The 17,196-nt window shown below is 78.6% G+C and carries 16 protein-coding genes; 10 read left to right on the top strand and 6 right to left on the bottom strand.

The window, feature by feature from the left end; translation table 11 throughout:
* Positions 1-912, bottom strand: a 912-nt coding sequence (locus tag EJA20_RS10250) for a PP2C family protein-serine/threonine phosphatase (protein ID WP_240675333.1), incomplete at its 3' end; no start/stop codon positions are given.
* 98 nt (positions 913-1,010) lie between these two features.
* On the opposite strand from EJA20_RS10250, the gene EJA20_RS10255 reads away from it, so the two are divergent.
* Complete coding sequence (locus EJA20_RS10255; RefSeq protein ID WP_129338060.1) at positions 1,011-2,117, top strand: Gfo/Idh/MocA family protein; 1,107 nt, start codon at positions 1,011-1,013, stop codon at positions 2,115-2,117.
* Between the two features lie 79 nt (positions 2,118-2,196).
* Here EJA20_RS10255 and EJA20_RS10260 read toward each other — a convergent pair whose 3' ends face one another.
* On the bottom strand, positions 2,197-3,102 hold the full coding sequence (locus EJA20_RS10260; protein WP_164983929.1) for an alpha/beta fold hydrolase: 906 nt from the start codon (positions 3,100-3,102) through the stop codon (positions 2,197-2,199).
* Positions 3,103-3,251: 149 nt separating this feature from the next.
* Here EJA20_RS10260 and EJA20_RS10265 point away from each other — a divergent pair, with 149 nt between their 5' ends.
* Both EJA20_RS10265 and EJA20_RS10270 read left to right on the top strand, forming a co-directional pair.
* The gene (locus tag EJA20_RS10265; RefSeq protein ID WP_129338062.1) at positions 3,252-3,821 is read left to right on the top strand and encodes a CGNR zinc finger domain-containing protein; all 570 of its coding nucleotides are present in this window, start codon (positions 3,252-3,254) and stop codon (positions 3,819-3,821) included.
* Positions 3,822-3,944: 123 nt separating this feature from the next.
* Positions 3,945-4,286, top strand: a complete 342-nt coding sequence (locus EJA20_RS10270; RefSeq protein WP_129338063.1) for a hypothetical protein — start codon at positions 3,945-3,947, stop codon at positions 4,284-4,286.
* On the opposite strand, the gene EJA20_RS10275 is transcribed toward EJA20_RS10270, so the two are convergent.
* Positions 4,283-5,296: an LLM class flavin-dependent oxidoreductase gene (locus tag EJA20_RS10275; protein WP_240675335.1), complete on the bottom strand. Its 1,014-nt coding sequence runs from the start codon at positions 5,294-5,296 to the stop codon at positions 4,283-4,285. The two genes, EJA20_RS10270 and EJA20_RS10275, sit on opposite strands and share 4 nt — an antisense overlap.
* Positions 5,297-5,397: 101 nt before the next feature.
* Positions 5,398-7,308 carry a diguanylate cyclase domain-containing protein gene (locus tag EJA20_RS10280; RefSeq protein ID WP_129338065.1) on the bottom strand — a complete coding sequence of 637 codons (1,911 nt, stop codon included), beginning with the start codon at positions 7,306-7,308 and terminating at the stop codon, positions 5,398-5,400.
* A 103-nt stretch (positions 7,309-7,411) separates the two neighbouring features.
* On the opposite strand from EJA20_RS10280, the gene EJA20_RS10285 reads away from it, so the two are divergent.
* The 6 genes from EJA20_RS10285 to EJA20_RS10310 all read left to right on the top strand — a co-directional run bounded on the left by EJA20_RS10285 (position 7,412) and on the right by EJA20_RS10310 (position 13,198).
* Positions 7,412-8,398 (top strand): TIGR03557 family F420-dependent LLM class oxidoreductase, encoded by a 987-nt coding sequence (locus EJA20_RS10285; RefSeq protein ID WP_129338066.1) that lies wholly within the window; start codon positions 7,412-7,414, stop codon positions 8,396-8,398.
* A gap of 225 nt (positions 8,399-8,623) precedes the next feature.
* Positions 8,624-9,832 carry a VIT1/CCC1 transporter family protein gene (locus EJA20_RS10290; RefSeq protein ID WP_129338091.1) on the top strand — a complete coding sequence of 403 codons (1,209 nt, stop codon included), beginning with the start codon at positions 8,624-8,626 and terminating at the stop codon, positions 9,830-9,832.
* 110 nt (positions 9,833-9,942) lie between these two features.
* On the top strand, positions 9,943-10,350 hold the full coding sequence (locus EJA20_RS10295; protein WP_129338067.1) for a YtxH domain-containing protein: 408 nt from the start codon (positions 9,943-9,945) through the stop codon (positions 10,348-10,350).
* Between the two features lie 288 nt (positions 10,351-10,638).
* Entirely contained in the window at positions 10,639-10,935 is a 297-nt protein-coding gene (locus EJA20_RS10300) for a hypothetical protein (protein ID WP_129338068.1), read from the top strand.
* Positions 10,932-12,410 (top strand): hypothetical protein, encoded by a 1,479-nt coding sequence (locus EJA20_RS10305; protein WP_164983930.1) that lies wholly within the window; start codon positions 10,932-10,934, stop codon positions 12,408-12,410. The genes EJA20_RS10300 and EJA20_RS10305 overlap by 4 nt, the downstream gene beginning before the upstream one ends.
* The gene (locus tag EJA20_RS10310; protein WP_129338070.1) at positions 12,407-13,198 is read left to right on the top strand and encodes a hypothetical protein; all 792 of its coding nucleotides are present in this window, start codon (positions 12,407-12,409) and stop codon (positions 13,196-13,198) included. Before EJA20_RS10305 ends, EJA20_RS10310 begins: the two co-directional genes overlap by 4 nt.
* 20 nt (positions 13,199-13,218) lie before the next feature.
* Here the strand turns inward: EJA20_RS10310 and EJA20_RS10315 are convergent, their stop codons facing one another.
* Positions 13,219-14,457, bottom strand: a complete 1,239-nt coding sequence (locus tag EJA20_RS10315; RefSeq protein WP_420836424.1) for an MFS transporter — start codon at positions 14,455-14,457, stop codon at positions 13,219-13,221.
* Positions 14,458-14,502: 45 nt separating this feature from the next.
* Entirely contained in the window at positions 14,503-16,182 is a 1,680-nt protein-coding gene (pgm, locus tag EJA20_RS10320; RefSeq protein WP_129338072.1) for a phosphoglucomutase (alpha-D-glucose-1,6-bisphosphate-dependent), read from the bottom strand.
* A 52-nt stretch (positions 16,183-16,234) separates the two neighbouring features.
* On the opposite strand from pgm, the gene EJA20_RS10325 reads away from it, so the two are divergent.
* Positions 16,235-17,059, top strand: a complete 825-nt coding sequence (locus EJA20_RS10325) for a DUF5926 family protein (RefSeq protein WP_129338073.1) — start codon at positions 16,235-16,237, stop codon at positions 17,057-17,059.
* The last annotated feature ends 137 nt before the right edge of the window (positions 17,060-17,196 follow it).

Consider the following 17,196-nt stretch of genomic DNA (forward strand, 5'->3'; position numbering starts at 1 on the left):
GAGGACGATCCGGCGCCCGCGGTCGAGGCTCTTGACGACCTTCCCCCGGCGCACGAGCAGGGGGGAGGGATGGCCCGCGTTGATCCACCGCAGGCGCCCCGTCGCGAGCTCGAGCTCGGCGACGACGCCCGTGACGTACGCCGTGCTGCCCCACTGCGCGCGCAGCGCCTCGTCGATCCCGGCCACGGTCTCGTACAGGGTCCGGCCCTCGCGCCGGCCGTTGCGCAGCGCGGCGAGGGCGACCGCGACGACGAGCGTCCCGCCGAGGTCGTGGCCCATCGCGTCCAGCACCGCCAGCTGCGCCGTCCCGCCCGTGACGCCGTAGTCGAAGGCGTCGGCGGCGACCTCGTAGCACGGCTCGAGGATGCCGGACACGACGAGCCCCGGGCAGCCGAAGGTGAGGGGCGGCAGCAGGTCGTTCAGCAGCTCGGTGGCGATGCTCCGGTGCCGGCGCCGCCCCGCCTCCTGCACGGGGTCGCCGTAGGGGGACTTCGCCGCGACGAGGTGCCCGGCCAGGTGGCTGAGCAGCCGGTAGCGGTCCTCCACGGCCGGGTCGGCCGGGTCCGTCCCGGCGGGCAGGCCGAACTGCACGACGCCGAACCGGTGGACGCCGTCGACGAGGGGCACCCACAGGACGGCCGGGTCGCCCGGCACGTGGACGGGCTGCACCCGGCGGAACGCGCGTCCGGCGAGGGTGCCGTCGATGGCGACCGGGTCGGCGTCCGGCACGGAGGGCGCGGGCAGCGGCACGAGCAGGCGCTGCTCGTAGTCCGTCACCCACAGCCGTGCGGTCCACCCCAGCCGTGCGGCCGCGCGGGCCGTCACCTCGGCGACCTCGCCGGGGGGCGCGAGGTGCACCTCGTCGAGGAACGTCCGCAGCGAGGCGAGCGCGACGTGGTCGTCGGACGGCATGCGGTCACGCTAGGCCCGGCTCGCGCGGCTCGCGCCCGGGGTGCACGGCTAGGGTCGCGGGGCGCGGCCGGCGGGCGGCGGCGCGGGGGAGGGGTGCGATGGGGCAGCCGGTGCGGTTCGGGGTCGTGGGCAGCGGGTGGCGGGCGGGGTTCTACCTGCGGGTGGCGCGCGCCTTCCCCGAGCGCTTCGCCGTGACGGCCGTGGTGACCCGCTCCGCGGAGCGCGGCGCCGAGGTCGAGCGCGCGTGGGGCGTGCCCACCGTGCGCACGGTGGAGGAGCTCGTGACGGGGGACGTGCCCGGCGCCGGTGCGCGCGCCGACCGGCCCGAGCTCGTCGTCACCTCGACGCCCTGGCCCGTGACGCCGGAGGTCGTCCGGGAGGTCGTCGCGGCCGGCGTGCCCGTGCTCGCGGAGACGCCGCCGGCGCCGGACGTCGACGGGATGCGCGCGCTGTGGGCCGACGTCGGAGCCACCGACCTCGTCCAGGTCGCCGAGCACAGCCCGTTCATGCCCCAGCACGCCGCGCGGCTCGCGCTCGCCCGGGCGGGGCTCCTCGGCACGGTGACGTCCGCGCAGGTCAGCTCGACGCACCTGTACCACGCGGTGGCGCTGCTGCGGGCGTTCCTCGGCGCCGGTCGGGGCGAGGTCGAGGTGCGGGCGGTGACCTCGACGGCGCCCCTCGTCGACCCGCAGACCCGCGACGGCCTCACCGGTGCGACGGAGCCGGCCCCGGCGACGACGACCCTGGCCACCCTCGACCTCGGCGACGGGCGGCTCGGCCTCTACGACTTCACGGACAACCAGTGGCACAACCCGCTGCGCGGCAACCGCGTCGTGGTGCGGGGCAGCCACGGCGAGCTCGTCGACGACCGGCTCACGCGCTGGGTGGACCCGGAGACGGTCGTCGACTCCGTGCTCGTGCGGCGCCAGGCCGGGGTCGAGCAGGACCTCGACGGCTTCGACCTGCTGCACGTGAGCCTCGACGGGCAGGTCCGCTGGCGCAACGCGCTCGTCGGCGGGCGGCTGGCGGACGACGACCTCGCCGTCGCCGGGCTGCTCCTGGGCTGCGGCGCCTGGGTGCGCGGCGAGGGGCCCGCGCCCTACCCCCTGGCGGAGGGGCTCCAGGACCACCTCCTCGGGCTGGCGATCGGCGAGGCCGCGCGCACGGGGCAGCCGGTCCGGACCGCGCGGGAGGCCTGGGCCTGACGCGGCACCCCTGACGCCGACCCCTGGAGCCTGTCCCTCGCCGGAGCCCTGCCCGCCCCTCCCGGCGGTGGGGGCGCGGTCACACGGGGCGCGCACCGTGCTCGGCCCAGAAGGCGAGGACGAGCTCGGCCGTGGCGGCCGGCTGCTCGAGCGGGGCGACGACGTTCGCCCCGTGCACGGTGGCGAACGTGCCCCTCGGCAGGGCCCGGGCGGCCGCCTCCGCGAGCTCGGGCGTCCAGTCGTAGCGGTCGTCGGTGGCCACCACGAGCGTGGGCACCGCGATGCGCGGCAGCGCCCACGACAGGTCCGTGCGCGCGATGATGAACGAGCGGACCGTCATGGCCAGGCTGCGGCGGGACGGCCGCCGCAGGGCGGCGTCGAGCACGGGGCGGCGCGGGCCCTGCGGCTGCGCGAGCTGCACCTCCGCGATCCGGTCGCGCAGGGGTCGCACCGGGCCGACGACCGCCAGCGCGGCGGTGAGGACGCGGACGAGGGCGAGCTGCTGCCGCATCAGGGCGTTCACCGGCGCGCTGACGGCCACGAGGGTGCGCACCCGGGACGGGCGCGTGGCGGCGAGGTGCAGGCCGGCGTGGCCGCCCCAGGCGTTGCCCACCCAGTCGACGGCGTCCACGCCGAGGTGGTCGAGCACGGCCTCGCCCACGCGGGCGCTCTCGGCGATGGTGCTGCGCCGGGTGAGCGGTGCGCTGGCCCCGTAGCCGGGCCCGTCGACGACGAGCAGCCGGCGGTGCGGCGTCAGCGCCGGGACGACGGCGGCCCACGACGAGGAGTCCGCGAACATGCTGTGCCACAGCAGGGCCACGGGCGCGGCGGGGTCGTCGGCGGGGTGGTCGTGGACCGCGACCGTGCCGAGGGGCGTCGGCACCCGGTGCGTCAGGACGCCCGGGGCCGTCGGAGAGCTCGCCGGCGCGGCGACGTGCGGCCCGGTGCTGCGCGGCCCGGCGCCCGGTGCTCCGGTGGTGGTCATGGTGCCCCCTCGGTCGGTGGTCCGGTGGCGGCGTCGCCGGCCGGTCGCTGCGTCACCGGTCATCGCGTGACGCTGGTGACGACTATGGTGGGTGGTGAGGTCGCAGGACAAGGGGGACGGGCGTCCGGCCCCGCGGCGGAGGGGCGGGGATGGCGGGGGCGCTGGCGGCCTGGGTGAGCGAGGGGGAGGAGCCCGGCGTGGCGCCGGCCCCGCTCGAGGCCGTCCGCGCGCTGCTCAACACGGACGACCGCTTCCACGGGGTCGACCACCTCGCCGGGGGTCCGCCGCCGCTCGTCGCCGTCCGGGACGCGCTGCGCGCGTACCTCACCGGGGGCGGCTCCGGGGCGCTGGACGCGCTCGCGGCCGCGCACCCGCTGGTCGTGCGGTTCGGCGGGGACGAGCACGGCGCCGCGACCACCCGGCTCGGGCCTGCCCGGGTGCCGGGGGACGAGGCCGGCGACGCGGCGGCCGCCGTCACCTCCGGCACCGGCGACACCGCGGCCGCCGTCGCCGAGGCCCTCGCGGTCGTGCACGTGGCGCACGCCGACGGCACCTGGAGGCGCCTGAAGACGTGCGGCAACCCCGGGTGCCGGTGGGTGTTCTACGACGCCTCGCGCAACCGCTCGGGGCGGTGGTGCGCGATGGGGGAGTGCGGCGACGTCATGAAGGCGCGGGCCTACCGCGAGCGGCGCCGCCACGTCGGCGCCGACGAGGGCTGACCGGCCCTCGCCCGACCGGGCCGTCGCACGGCTCGGCCGTGGTCGCGCCCCGCCGACCGCACCTCCGGCCGTGGTCCGCCCCGGCCGTTGTCACCCCCGGGCGGCTGCCCTAGCGTGACGGCCGTGGACACCCCGCGTGGTCGCGCCCCCGTCGCCCAGGTCGCGGGCGGGGCCGCGCTCGCCCTGGCCGGCGGTGCCGCCGTGGCGCTCGTCGCCGGCGACCTGGTCGGGTCCGCCTCGCCGGCGGCCGAGACGGTCTTCACGGGCCTGTGGGTCGTCGGCTGGGTGCTCGTCGTGTGGGCCGTCCTCGTCGGCGGGGCCGCCGCCGTCCTCCTCGGCCGGGGGCTGTCCCGGGGCCGGCGTCCGGTCCTGACCGAGACCCTGCTCGTCGTCGCGACCGTCGTCGTCCTCGCGGCCGTCGTGGTGAGCCACCCCGTGGTCGGCAGCGGCGGGGGCACCGGCTAGCGGGACGCCGCGCCGTCGTCCCCGCCCTCGTCCTCGAGCACCCGGGCCAGGCCCTCGAGCGCCGCGACGGGGTCGGGGTCGGACGGGATGAGGACGGACACGTCGACGCCGGCCGCCGCGAGCCCGGCGACCCGCTCGCGGGCACCCTCCGGCGTCCCCGCGACGGCGAGCTGGCGCACCCACGTGTCGGGCAGCCGGAGCGCGAACTCCTCGCGGGACGCGCAGTCCGCGCGCAGCCGGGCGACGTCCTCCCCGAACGGCAGCGGCGCCAGGTGCGGTGCCCAGTCCGGCTCGCCGATCCACGCCAGGCCGGGGCGCACGGCGTCGAGGGCGGCGGCCTCGTCGTCGTGCACGCTCGCGGCGTTGTACGCGACGAGGCGGTGGGGTCCGGCGGCGGCGATCTGCTCGCGCGCCGCCCGCGCGTACTCGGGGGTGACGGGCTCGGCGAGCACCGTCCCGTCGAAGACGCGGCCGGCGGCCGCGAGCGACCGCGGTCCCCGCACGCCGGCGAGCAGCCGCGGCCGGGCGGCGGGCAGCGCCGAGGGGTCCAGCGCGACGCCGTCCAGACGCACGGGCGAGTCCGGGGCGGTGGTCACCGTGCGGCCCTCGAGCAGGTCGCGCAGGGCGGCCGTCCAGGCCTCGAGCAGGGCCAGCGGCCGCGCCGGCCACGCGCCGACGGACCGCATCCACCCCGGCATGCCGTGCCCGACGCCCACGTCCGTCCGCCCCGGGAAGAGCGCCTCGAGCGTGGCGACCTCCATCGCGGCGAACGCGGGGTTGCGGGCGGCGGCGGGCAGGATGCCGATGCCCACCCGGATCCGCTCCGTCGCGGCGAGCACGGCCGCGGCCTGCGCCACGCCGCCGCGGAAGCCGAGGTCCTCCACGACCCACAGCTCGTCGAAGCCGAGCCGCTCGGCGCGGCGGGCGTAGGGCAGCACGGCGGCGGCGGGCAGGTCACGGGGCAGCAGCACCCCGACGGCGGGGCGGGCGGCAGGGGTCGGGAGGTTCACGTCGCCCATCCTGGCCGCTGCCGGGCCCTGCGGGCGCGATCGACGGCCGGGCGCGGCGGACCGCCGCGGGCCGGGGGCTGGGGTCGGCCCGGCGGCCCGGGTCAGCGGGCGGCCCGCACCCGTGCCCCGGACTTGTCGGCGTACATCGCGGCGTCCGCCGCGACGAGCAGCGCGGTGGCCCGCTCGACGAGGGGCCGCGGCGCCTCCTCGGGGTGGGCCAGGGCGACGCCGACGGCGGTCCCGACCCGCGCCGGCGGCCCGCCGGGCAGGTCGTACCAGCCCGTGACGGCCTCCCGCAGCCGCGCGGCGAGCACGTGGCCGTCCTCGGGGCGCGCGAGCCCCTCCGCGACGACCACGAACTCGTCGCCGCCGTAGCGGGCGGGGGTGTCGACCGCGCGGACGGCGCGGCGGATGCGCTCGGCGACCTGCACGAGGAGCGCGTCGCCGGCGCCGTGCCCCTGCGCGTCGTTGACCCGCTTGAAGCCGTTGAGGTCGAGGAACAGCAGCGCCACGTGGCCGCCGTGGCGGTCCTGCCGCGCGAGGGCGTGCTCGAGCCCGAGGATCGCGGCCGACCGGTTGGGCAGCCCCGTCAGCGCGTCCGTGGCCGCCTCGCGGACGGCCTGCTCCATCGCCCACGCGTGCGCGAGGGCGGCGCTGAACGGCGCGGCGAGCAGCCTCAGGGCCCCGGCGTCGTCGCGGTCGAGGTCCTCGGGCCCCGCCCCGGCCACGAGCGCGGCGCCGATGACGTCCCCGCGGTGGTGCAGCGGGACGGCGAGCATCGCGGGCGCCCCGGTGGCCGTCGTCTCCACGAGGTCGCGGGGGTCGAGGCCGCCCGCCCCCGCCCGGGCCGTGGTGTCGCTCAGCAGCGCGAGCCCGGCCAGCGAGCGCAGGGGCTCCAGCGTGGCGGAGCGCAGGCCGTCGAGGGTGCCGGTCGCCGCCTGGACGAGCAGCTCGGCGCCGCGGCGCTCGACGAGGAGCGCGCCGGTGCCGCCCGTGACGTCCTGCGCGCCGCGGCAGATGCGGTCCATGACGACCGCCGGCACGAGGTCGGCCTCGGCCACCCGCGTCTGGGCCCGGACGAGGGCGCGCTGGCGCCCGATGGTGCGGGCGTCCCGGGCGGCGGCGCGGCGCTGCTCCGTGACGTCCGTCATCGCGACGACGGCGCCGCGCGGCGTCCCTTCCGGTCCGCGCAGGGCGCGGCCGGTGGTCTCGACCGTCCGGCGCCTGCCGTCGGGGTGCGCCAGGACGAGGGCGGCCCGCTCGACGTGACCCTCGCGGAGCGCGCGCAGCAGCGGGACGCCGTCCTCGGGCAGGGGCGTCGTGCCGTCCTCGGCGAAGAGGCCGTAGTGGCCGGCCAGCGCCCCGGGGGCGACCGTGCCGTCGGCCTCCACGCCGTGCCAGCGCCGGGCCGTGCGGTTGAACAGGGTCACCCGGCCCTCGCGGTCCGCCGCGACGATGCCGACCTCCACGCTGTCGAGCACGCCCTCGAGGAGCGCGCGGCGCTCGTCGGCCTCCTGCGCGGCCCGCCTCCAGTGCGCGGCGCGCTCGCGGTGGCGCAGGAGGGCGGCGGTGGTCGTGGCGAGGTCGGCGAGGGCGGCGCGGCACGCCCCGTCGAGGTCGCCCGGCCGCTCGTCGAAGACGCAGAGCGTGCCGACGACCTGCCCGTCGACCCCGTGCAGCGGGAAGGACGCGTACCGCCGGACGCGGGCGCGGCGGCCGTCGACCCAGGGGTTGGTGCTCCAGCGCTCGTCGAGCGAGGCGTCGGGGACGCTCACGGCACCGACCCCGTGGGCCGTCACCACGCACATGGACTCGTCGAGCGGGCTGTCCGCACCGACGAAGCCGTGCGTGAAGGGCTGGCACTGCCGGCCCCCGGCGTGGTCGAACAGGTTGACCGTCGCGGTGGGCGCGCCGGCGACCGCCGCGGCGACGCGGACGACCGCGCGCAGGGGCGCGTCGGGGTCGTCGTCGTGCGCGGCGCCGGCCGCGGCCGCCGGGTCGAGGAGGTCCACGGCGTCCCCATCGGCCGTGCCCGGCCGCGCCGTGACCCCCCGGCTGCCAGGTTCCCCCGGACGCCCGGATGCGCGGGCGGGGCCGCCGGGCGACCGTGGTGCCATGACTCGATTCGGCTACACCCTCATGACCGAGCAGTCCGGCCCGCGCGAGCTCGTCCGCTACGCGGTCGCGGCGGAGGAGGTGGGCTTCGACTTCGAGGTCTCCTCCGACCACTACTTCCCCTGGCTCGACGTCCAGGGCCATGCGTCGTACGCCTGGACCATGCTCGGGGCGGTCGCGCAGGTCACCTCCCGGGTCGACCTCATGACGTACGTGACCTGCCCGATCCTGCGGTACCACCCCGCGGTGGTGGCCCAGAAGGCCGCCACCCTCGGCCTGCTGAGCGACAACCGCTTCACGCTCGGCCTCGGCGCCGGCGAGAACCTCAACGAGCACGTCGTCGGCGAGCGCTGGCCGGCCGTGGGCGAGCGGCACGACATGTTCGAGGAGGCGGCCCACATCATCCGCGAGCTCCTGTCCGGCGAGCGCCTCACGTACGAGGGCGACCACTTCCGCGTCGACTCCGCGAAGCTGTGGGACCTGCCGGAGGAGCGCGTCGAGATCGGCATGGCGGTCTCCGGGCCGCAGTCCGTCTCCCGGTTCGCGCCCCTGGCCGACCACCTCATCGCCACGGACCCCGAGAGCGAGCTCATCGAGCGGTGGCAGTCCGAGCGGCCGGCGGGGACGGGCCCGTCGCGGGCCATCGGGCAGATCCCCATCTGCTGGGGGCCCGACGCGGAGGCCGCCCTGGCGAAGGCGCACGAGCAGTTCCGCTGGTTCGCGGGCGGCTGGAAGGTCAACGCCGACCTGCCGACGACGGAGGCCTTCGACGCCGCCAGCCAGTACGTGCGCCCCGAGGACGTCGCGGAGACCATCCCGTGCGGCCCGGACCTCGACGCGATCGTGGAGGCCGTCCAGCCCTACTGGGAGGCCGGGTTCACCGACATCGCCCTCGTCCAGGTCGGCGACGAGGGTCAGTCGCAGTTCCTCGAGACGGCGGCGGGGCCGCTGCTGGAGAAGCTGCGCGCGGCGGCGCCCACGTCCTGAGGGGCCCCCGGCCGCCCGCGCGCGGCGCACCAGGCGCCGGCCGGGGTCTCCCGTCGCCCGACGAGGGGCCCCGGGGGCGTCCCGGTCGCCGCAGACGGACGGGGGCACGGCGTACGGGTCGCCGCAGGCGTGGTTTCGGGTGCCCGAATTCATCCCATGGGCGTGACCCGGCGCCGCGACGCGTGCCACGATCGACGCATGACCACCCCTCCGGCCGGCAGCCGCATGCCCGCGGGCGCCCCCGCGGCGCCGCCGCCGACCCTCCCGGCGTCGTCCGGACCGGCCCCGGCCCCGGCCTCGTCCTCGGCCCCGTCCTCGGTCCCGTCCTCCCGGCGTGTCGACGAGGCCCGCCGGGCGCCCACGGCCGCCCAGGTGCGCCGCTGGCGCCGGAGCCTGGCCGACGAGCGCGCCGAGGCCGCCGTCTACCGCGACCTGGCCGCCCGCCGGACGGGCGAGGAGCGGGACATCCTCCTCGCCCTCGCCGAGGCCGAGGGGCGCCACGAGCAGCACTGGCTCGACCTGCTCGGCGCGGACGTCGGCCGCCCCCTGCCCGGCGACCTGCGCAGCCGCCTCCTCGGCGTGCTGGCCCGTCGCTTCGGCGGCGTCTTCGTGCTCGCCCTGGCCCAGCGGGCCGAGGCCCGCTCGGGCTACGCCCAGGACGAGGACGCGACCCCGCGGATGGCGGCCGACGAGCGCATCCACGAGGAGGTCGTGCGCGGCCTGGCCGAGCGCGGCCGCAACCGGATGTCCGGCACGTTCCGGGCCGCCGTCTTCGGCGCCAACGACGGCCTCGTGAGCAACCTCGCCCTCGTGCTCGGTGTCGGCGCGAGCGGCGTCGCGCCGTCCGTGGTCCTCCTCACGGGGCTGGCCGGCCTGCTCGCCGGCGCCCTGTCCATGGCGGCGGGGGAGTACGTGTCCGTGCGCTCGCAGCGCGAGCTCCTCGACGCCTCGCAGCCGGGCCCCCACGCCCGTGCCGCCCTCGACCACCTCGACGTCGACGCGAACGAGCTCGCCCTCGTCTACCGGGCGCGCGGCATGGGCGCCGACGAGGCGGACGAGCGCGCCCGGCGCGTGCTCGGGGCGCTCGCCGTCGGCGACCCGCGCCGGCCCGCCTCCGGCCTGAGCCCCTCGTCGGACGACGGCCAGCACGAGACCGTCGGCACCGCGCTGCACGCCGCGGTCGCGAGCTTCGCCTTCTTCGCCTCGGGCGCGGCGATCCCCGTGCTGCCCTACCTCCTCGGCGCCGAGGGGCTCGCGGCCGTGGTGTGGGCCGCGGCGCTCGTCGGGGTGGCGCTGCTCGGCACGGGCGCCGTCGTCGGGCTGCTGTCGGGCGGGCCGCCCCTGCGCCGCGCGCTGCGCCAGCTGGCCATCGGCTTCGGCGCCGCCGCCGTCACCTACGTGCTCGGCGCGGCGTTCGGGGCGAGCGGGATCTGAGGGGCCCCCTCGTCGCGCGGGCCGGGCCGCCGCTGCCTAGGCTCGCAGGGCGCCACACCACGACGCCGGGCCCCGCGGCCCGGCGCCCCACCGCGCCGGAGGAGGGCTCCATGAAGGGCAGGATCGGGTTCGTGCTCGGTGCCGGGGTCGGCTACGTGCTCGGCACGCGCGCCGGACGCCAGCAGTTCGACCGCATCAAGCACGGCGCCACGGGGGTCTGGAACCACCCGAAGGTCCAGGGCGTCGTGCACGACGCCGAGAGCCAGGTGCAGTCGTTCGCGAAGGACCGGGGCACCGCCCTGAAGGACAAGGCCGTCGGCGTCGCCAAGCAGGCGCTCCAGGGCGAGAAGGGCTCCGACCTGCCCGACGGACCGGTCCCGCCGGTCACCGCCGTGCCGCCGACGTCCGCGACGACGACCCCGTCGACCGCCGTCCCCACGAGCACGGACGACGGCCCCGCGTACGGCGCCGGCAGCGGCACGAGCGGCCCCGCGGGCCCCGCCTCGAACCGGCCGTAGCCCCCGGCACCCCCCGCACGACCACGACGCCCCCGTCCCCCGGCGGGGGCGTCGTCGTGCTGCGTGCCCGTGCTGCGCCCCCGTGATCCGCCGCCGTGATCCGCCGCCGTGATCCGCCGCCGTGATCCGCCCCGTGCGGCGCGCCCCTGCCCGGCGTCCCGGGTCCGTCGTCCACAGGGCGTCCGACGCGCACCGGCCCGGCCGCCCTACGGTCGGCGCTCGCCGGGGCGGACCCGGCCCCGGACGCCGCGGCGGCGCCGGGCGAGGGAGCGAGGGGCGGGCGTCGTCATGGGCGGTGCGGACGGGCTGCGGGTGGACACGGCGGCGCTCGAGGCGACGGCGGCGCTGCTCGAGCGCCTCGCCGGCCTCCCCGTGGCCACGCCGGCCTCCGACCTGCCGTCGGCGGTGGGGCACGCGGCGCTCGCCCGGGGTGCGGTGACGTTCCTGGGGGCGCACGCCGTGGCGGCGCGGGGCGCGGGCGAGGACCTCGCCGGCCTGGCAGCGGCATTCCGGCGGGTCGCGGACGCCTTCGCCTCGACCGACGCCCACCTCGCCACGGCGCTCGCCGGCCCGGTGGCGCTGTGAGGCCGGCGGCCTCCTGGGCCCCGCTCGCGCTGGAGGACCCGGTGCCCGGCCGCCCCGCGGAGGTGGCGGAGGGGGCGCGCGCCGTCGCGGCAGCGGCGGACGCTCTCCTCGAGGTCGTGGGGGCCCTGCGGACGGTGGCCGCCACGGGCCGCGCCCGCAGCCTCGAGGCCCTGGACGCGAGGACCCTGGCGCTCGCGACCGCTCTGGAGGGCGTCGGCGGCCGGGCCCGGGCGGCGGGGCAGGCCCTCGTCACCTACGCCGAGGGCCTGTCCGCCGCGCAGGACGCGGCCGCGACGCTGCTGGAGGACGCCCGGGCGGCGGCGCACGCCCTCGACGGCGCCTCCGACGACGCGTCCTTCTGGTGGGCGCGCGCCGCGGCCGCGGCGGACGGCGGCGACCCCGCGGCGCTCGCCCACGAGGAGCGGGCGACCGCCGCCGGGTTCGAGGCCGCCGCCGCGGAGGACCGCCTGGTCGCCGCCCGCGCCGGGCTCCGTGCCGTCACCGCGCGGCGGGACGCGGCGGCCGAGGCCGCTCTCGCGGTCCTGGACCCGGGGGCGGACGGGCGCGGCGCGGTCCTCGGCGCCGTCGTGCTCGGGGCCGCGGCGGCCTCGCTCGCGTGGGCCCACCTGGCGCCGCTCCTGGCCGCCGGGCTGGACGCCCTCGGGGCGGCCGTCGCGCCGGTGGTCGACGCGGTGGCCGAGGCCCTCTCGTGGTTGTGGGAGCACCTCGAGCAGATCGCGGACGTCGTGGGGTTCCTGGCGCTGCTGCTCGCGTGGGTGCCGAGCATCGGCCCGGCGCTGGGGGCCCTCGCCACGGTCCTGGCGGTGGTGGTCCTCGTGAAGCACCTCGTGCAGGTCGCCCGCGGTGAGCAGGGTGCCGGCATCCTGGCGTCGGACGTCCTCGGGGTGGTGACCTTCGGGACGGCCCGGGCGGCCGGTGCGGTCGTGCGCGTGAGCGCCGGCACGGGTGGCCTGCGCGGCGGAGGGGCCGCGGTCCGGGCCGCGCTGTCGCCCGCCGGGCTCGTGCGGGAGTGGCGGGCGGACACCGCCGCCGGCCTGCGCGCGCTCGTGGACCCGCAGACCCTGCCGAGGGCCGGCGCCGCCCTCGCGGAGGCGGGCCGGTCGCCGCTGTCCTTCGCCGCGCGGGTGCTCGGGGCCACGCCCGACGAGGTGCAGCACCTGCGGGCCCTGGGGGCGGTCGCCCGGGACCCCGCGGGCGCCGCTGCGGCGGCGGGCGAGCTCCTCACGCCCTCGCGCGCGCTGGCCGCGGGTGCGAGCACCGTCTGGACCGGCGCCCAGGTGACGGAGGCGGTGCAGACGGTCCGGGCGGTGGCCGGGCTCGCCGCCCCCGACCCGGCCCCGACCGCCCCCGCCGGCGCCCCGCCGCTCGCGCCGCCGCCGACGCCGGGGGTGCCGCACCCGCTCGCGCCCGTGAACCCGCTGCTGCCGGCCGGCGCCGGGGGGGCCGGACGATGAGCCTCGCGCTGCGGCTGCCCGCCGACTGGGCGGTGGTGCCCCTGACGGACCCGCGGGAGCGGCGCGCGGGGGTGGCCCGGGCCGTCGAGCGGACCTGGCGCGGCGGGCGGCCGGCGCCGTCGGTCCGGCGCGAGCACGCGCGTCTGCTCGCCGCCACGGCGGAGGAGGTCGCCGCGCACGGGGGCTGGCTGCTGGCGCTCGTGGCGGTCCCGGTGCCCGCGGCCGCGCGTGCGGACCGACGGGCGGGAGCCCGCGCCGGCACGGTGTCCGCGGTGCTCACCGCCCACCGCCTGCCCGGCCCCGGCGGCCCGGGCGTGGTCGAGGCGCTCGCCCGGGCGGGCGGGCCGTCCGCGGCGCGGCGCCCCGGTCCTGCCGGGGAGGTCTGGACGACCGTCGACGTCCGCCCGTCGCGCGGCGCGGGCGCCCCCACCGGGTGCGATCCCGACCCCGCCGACCCCGGGCGCGTCGGCGCGCTCGCTCCCGTCGCCGGTCCGGGCGCCGGGCACCTGCCCGGCCCGGCGTGCGGTCCTGACGGGTACGACCCGGGCCCGGTGCTCGTCGTGCGGCAGTGGCTCGACGACGGGGCGGGCGGGCCCGTGCTCGTCGCGCTCGAGAGCGTCCACACGGAGCTGCGGCCGGCGCTCGTGGCGCTCGCGGAGGCGGTCGTCGACGCGGCCGAGCTCGTGCCGGACGACCTGCGCGCCGGGCTGGCGGAGCACGGGTCCGAGCACAGGTCCGAGCGCGGGTCCGACCTCCGGTCGGGGCACCGCGCGGGAGCGGCGCCGTGAGCCTCCCCGCGGCGTCCGGGTCAGACGGGGTCGACCACGCGGGTCGTCGTGCCGGCACGGCGCAGCACGGGGCCGGCGCCGAGCGCGGCGGCCACCGCCAGGACACCCGCGACGACCACCACGAGGAAGCCGCCGTGCGCGCCGACGGCGTCGATCCGGGCACCGGCGACCGCCGACCCCAGCGCCACGCCCGCGCCGAGCGCGGTGCTGATCCAGGCGAGCCCCTCCGTGAGCTGCCCGGGCGGCACCGCGGCCTGCACGAGCGTGTTGCCGTTGATGAGCGTCGGCGCGATCGACAGCCCGGCGAGGAAGAGGACGACGGCCAGCAGCGGGAGGGAGCCGACGACGGCCAGCGGGCACACCGCCAGGCCCAGGACGACCATGCCGGTGGCGAAGCGCTGGCCGACGGGGCGCGTCCACTGCCGCGTCCCGTACACGAGCCCGGCGACGAGCGACCCCCCGGCGAAGACGGCGAGCACCACGCCCGCGGCCCACGGGGCGCCCTCCTCCTCCGCGAAGGCCACCGTCGCGACGTCGATCGCCCCGAAGATCGCGCCCATGGCGACGAACACGGCGACGGTGACCGCGACGGCCGGCACCCGCAGGACGGAGGCGTGGCGAGCGGTCCCGGTGCCGCCCGGCCCGGCGGCGTGCGGCGCCGGCTCCGAGGCCCGCAGCGCGAGGAACGTCCAGCCGCCGACGGCCAGGGACAGCAGCGCCACGACGAGACCGGCCACGGGGTGCACGGTGGTGGCCAGCACGGTGGCCAGCACCGGGCCGACGACGAAGACCGCCTCGTCGAGCACGGACTCCAGGGAGTAGGCGGAGTGCAGGCCCCGGGCGTCGTCGCGGAGGAGGGCGCTCCACCGGGCGCGCGAGAGCGAGCCGTAGGAGCCGATCGTCGCGCCCGCGAGCACCGCCGGCGCGAAGAGGGCGGCCGCCGGCCAGCCCAGGGCCGCGGCGAGGGCCACGAGCGCGAGCCCGAGCACCGCCACGGCCAGCGCCGGCCGCATGACCCTGCGTTGCCCGTACCGGTCGACCATCCGGGCCAGCTGCGGGGAGCAGACGGCCTGCGTGATGACGAAGACCGCCGAGACCTGCCCCGCGAGCGCGTAGGAGCCGGTGAGCTGGGCCACCGCGAGCACCATGCCGATGCCCGCGGTGGACATCGGCAGTCGGGCGAGCGTGCTGGTCGCGACGAACGCCGGGGCTCCGGGGCGGGCGAGGACGTCGCGGTAGGGCTGCAGCACGTGCCTCATCCTCCCACCCGGGTCGAGGGCTTTCCCCCGCCCGGCCCGGAGGGCCTAGCCCGCGAGCGCGTCCGAGACCACGCCCTTGGCCGCCTCCTGGACCTGGGCCAGGTGCTCGGCGGACAGGAAGCTCTCCGCGTAGATCTTGTAGACGTCCTCCGTGCCCGACGGCCGGGCGGCGAACCAGGCGTCGGCCGTCGTCACCTTGAGCCCCCCGATCGACGCGTCGTTGCCCGGCGCCCGGGTCAGCTTCGCGGTGATGTCCTGGCCCGCCAGGCTCGTCGCCGTGACCTGCTCCGGGGACAGCGCCGCGAGGGTGGCCTTCTCCTCGCGGCTGGCGGCCGCGTCGACGCGCGCGTACCAGGAGCGCCCGTGCTGCGCGACGAGGTCGGCGTGGTGCTGCGAGGGGGTCCGGCCGGTGCGGGCCGTGATCTCCGAGGCCAGCAGCGCCAGGAGGATGCCGTCCTTGTCCGTCGTCCAGACGGTGCCGTCCGTGCGCAGGAACGAGGCACCGGCGGACTCCTCGCCGCCGAACCCGACGGACCCGTCGACGAGACCGGGCACGAACCACTTGAAGCCGACGGGCACCTCGACGAGCCGTCGCCCGAGGGAGGCGACGACCCGGTCGACGAGGCTCGAGGAGACGAGCGTCTTGCCCACGGCCGTGCCCTCGCCCCAGCCCGGGCGCGCGCCGCCGAAGAGGTAGGAGATGGCGACGGCCAGGTAGTGGTTGGGGTTCATCAGGCCGTCGGCGGTGACGATGCCGTGCCGGTCGGAGTCCGCGTCGTTGCCCGTGGCGATGTCGTAGGGCGCCGGGCCGTCCCCGCCGGTCATCCGCGCGACGAGGGACGCCATCGCGTAGGGGGAGGAGCAGTCCATGCGGATCTTGGCGTCCCAGTCCAGGGTCATGAACGCCCAGCGCGGGTCGACCTCGGGGTTCACGACGGTGAGGTCCAGCCCGTAGCGCTCGCCGATGGCGCCCCAGTACTCCACGGACGCCCCGCCGAGGGGGTCGGCGCCGATGCGCACGCCGGCGGCGCGGACGGCCTCGAGGTCGAGCACGTTGGCCAGGTCGTCGACGTAGGACGACAGGTAGTCGTGCTTCAGGGTGGTGTCGGCGGCGACGGCCCGCTCGAAGGGGATCCGCCGCACCCCGCGCCAGCCCTCGCGGAGGATCGCGTTGGCGCGGTCGGCGATCCAGCCCGTCGCCTCGGAGCCGGCGGGGCCGCCGTCCGGCGGGTTGTACTTGAAGCCGCCGTCCCGCGGGGGGTTGTGCGACGGCGTGACGACGATGCCGTCCGCGAGGCCCGGCCCCTGCGTCCGGACGCCCTCGGAGGACCCGGCGCCGTTGTGCCGCAGGATCGCGTGCGAGACGGCCGGGGTCGGCGTCCAGGAGTCGCGGGCGTCGACGTGGACCTCGACGTCGTGCGCGGCGAGCACCTCCAGGGCCGTGCGGAACGCCGGCCCGGACAGCCCGTGCGTGTCCCGGCCGATGAACAGCGGCCCGTCCGTGCCCTGCGCGCGCCGGTACTCGACGATCGCCTGCGTCGTCGCCGCGATGTGCGCCTCGTTGAACGCGCGGTCGAAGGCGGAGCCGCGGTGCCCGCTGGTCCCGAACACCACCTTCTGGCCCGGGTCGTCGACGTCCGGCTCCTCGTCGTAGTACGCCGCGACGAGCGCGTCGACGTCGATGAGGTCGGAGGGCTGTGCGGGCGTGCCGGCGCGCGGGTCCATGGGTCGATCCTGGCCCACCGGCACCCCTGCGCGCAGCCGGTAGCCTGCGCGGGTGCCTGCGAACACCGACCTCGTCCTGCGCCCCTTCGAGGGCCTGCCGTCCGAGACCGACTGGGTCGCGTTCAAGGAGCTCGTGCCGGCCGGCACGGGACGCGCCCGGACCACGGCCGAGCACGGGTCCCGCGACGTCGTCGTCACGACGGTCCTGCCCGAGGGGTGGCGCGCCCTCCACCGCGCCGACGGCGTCGTGCTGCTCGCGCTGCAGACCCTCGGCGCCGGCTCCGGGGACGCCAGCCGGGACGCCGCCGCGGCCCTGCTGCAGGCGCTGCAGGTGGAGCCGGGCACGCCGGTGACGGCCGGGACGCTCGTCGGCCCCGGCCCCCGGCTGCAGGACGTGCTCGACCTCGCGGTGCCGTTCGAGGCGCAGGTCGAGACGTCCTTCGCCTACTGGCTCGACCCCGCCGCGGAGCGCACGCCCGACCTGGAGAAGGCGCTCGAGGAGGCCGACGCCGGCATCCTGCCCACGGAGCGCCTCGTCGCCGCGGAGTCGGCGTACTGGGTCCGCATGGGCGCCAAGGAGTTCCTGCGGTGGGTGCAGCCGCAGGACGAGCAGACGGTGCTCGACGGCCTCGCCCGGCTGCACGCGCGCCGCGAGTCGGGCTTCGAGGGCTCGAAGTTCATCGGGTACTTCCGGGCCGCCGGCCTCGTCGTCCCCGTCTGGGAGCTGGCGCGCGGGTCCGAGGCCGAGGACGTCGAGGCGCCCTTCGCCGCCTTCGGGCCGCGCTTCGCCGCCGCCCTGGAGGACACGGCGCCCCTGGACGCGAACGCCCGGCGTGCGCGGGCCGGGCTCGTCGCCCGGCAGGTGACCCTGCGCTGACGCGGTGACGCCGGGGCGTCGAGGCGCCGCCGTCCGGTCCCTCCGGACGGGTGACCCCCGTCGTCCCGGACGGCGTCCGCGCCGGTCCGGGGCCTAGGGTGGGCGTCGTGCACACCGACGACGGCCCCGAGGACGTG

This window comes from Cellulomonas endophytica (assembly GCF_004123805.1).
In the GTDB taxonomy this organism is placed as follows: domain Bacteria; phylum Actinomycetota; class Actinomycetes; order Actinomycetales; family Cellulomonadaceae; genus Cellulomonas; species Cellulomonas endophytica.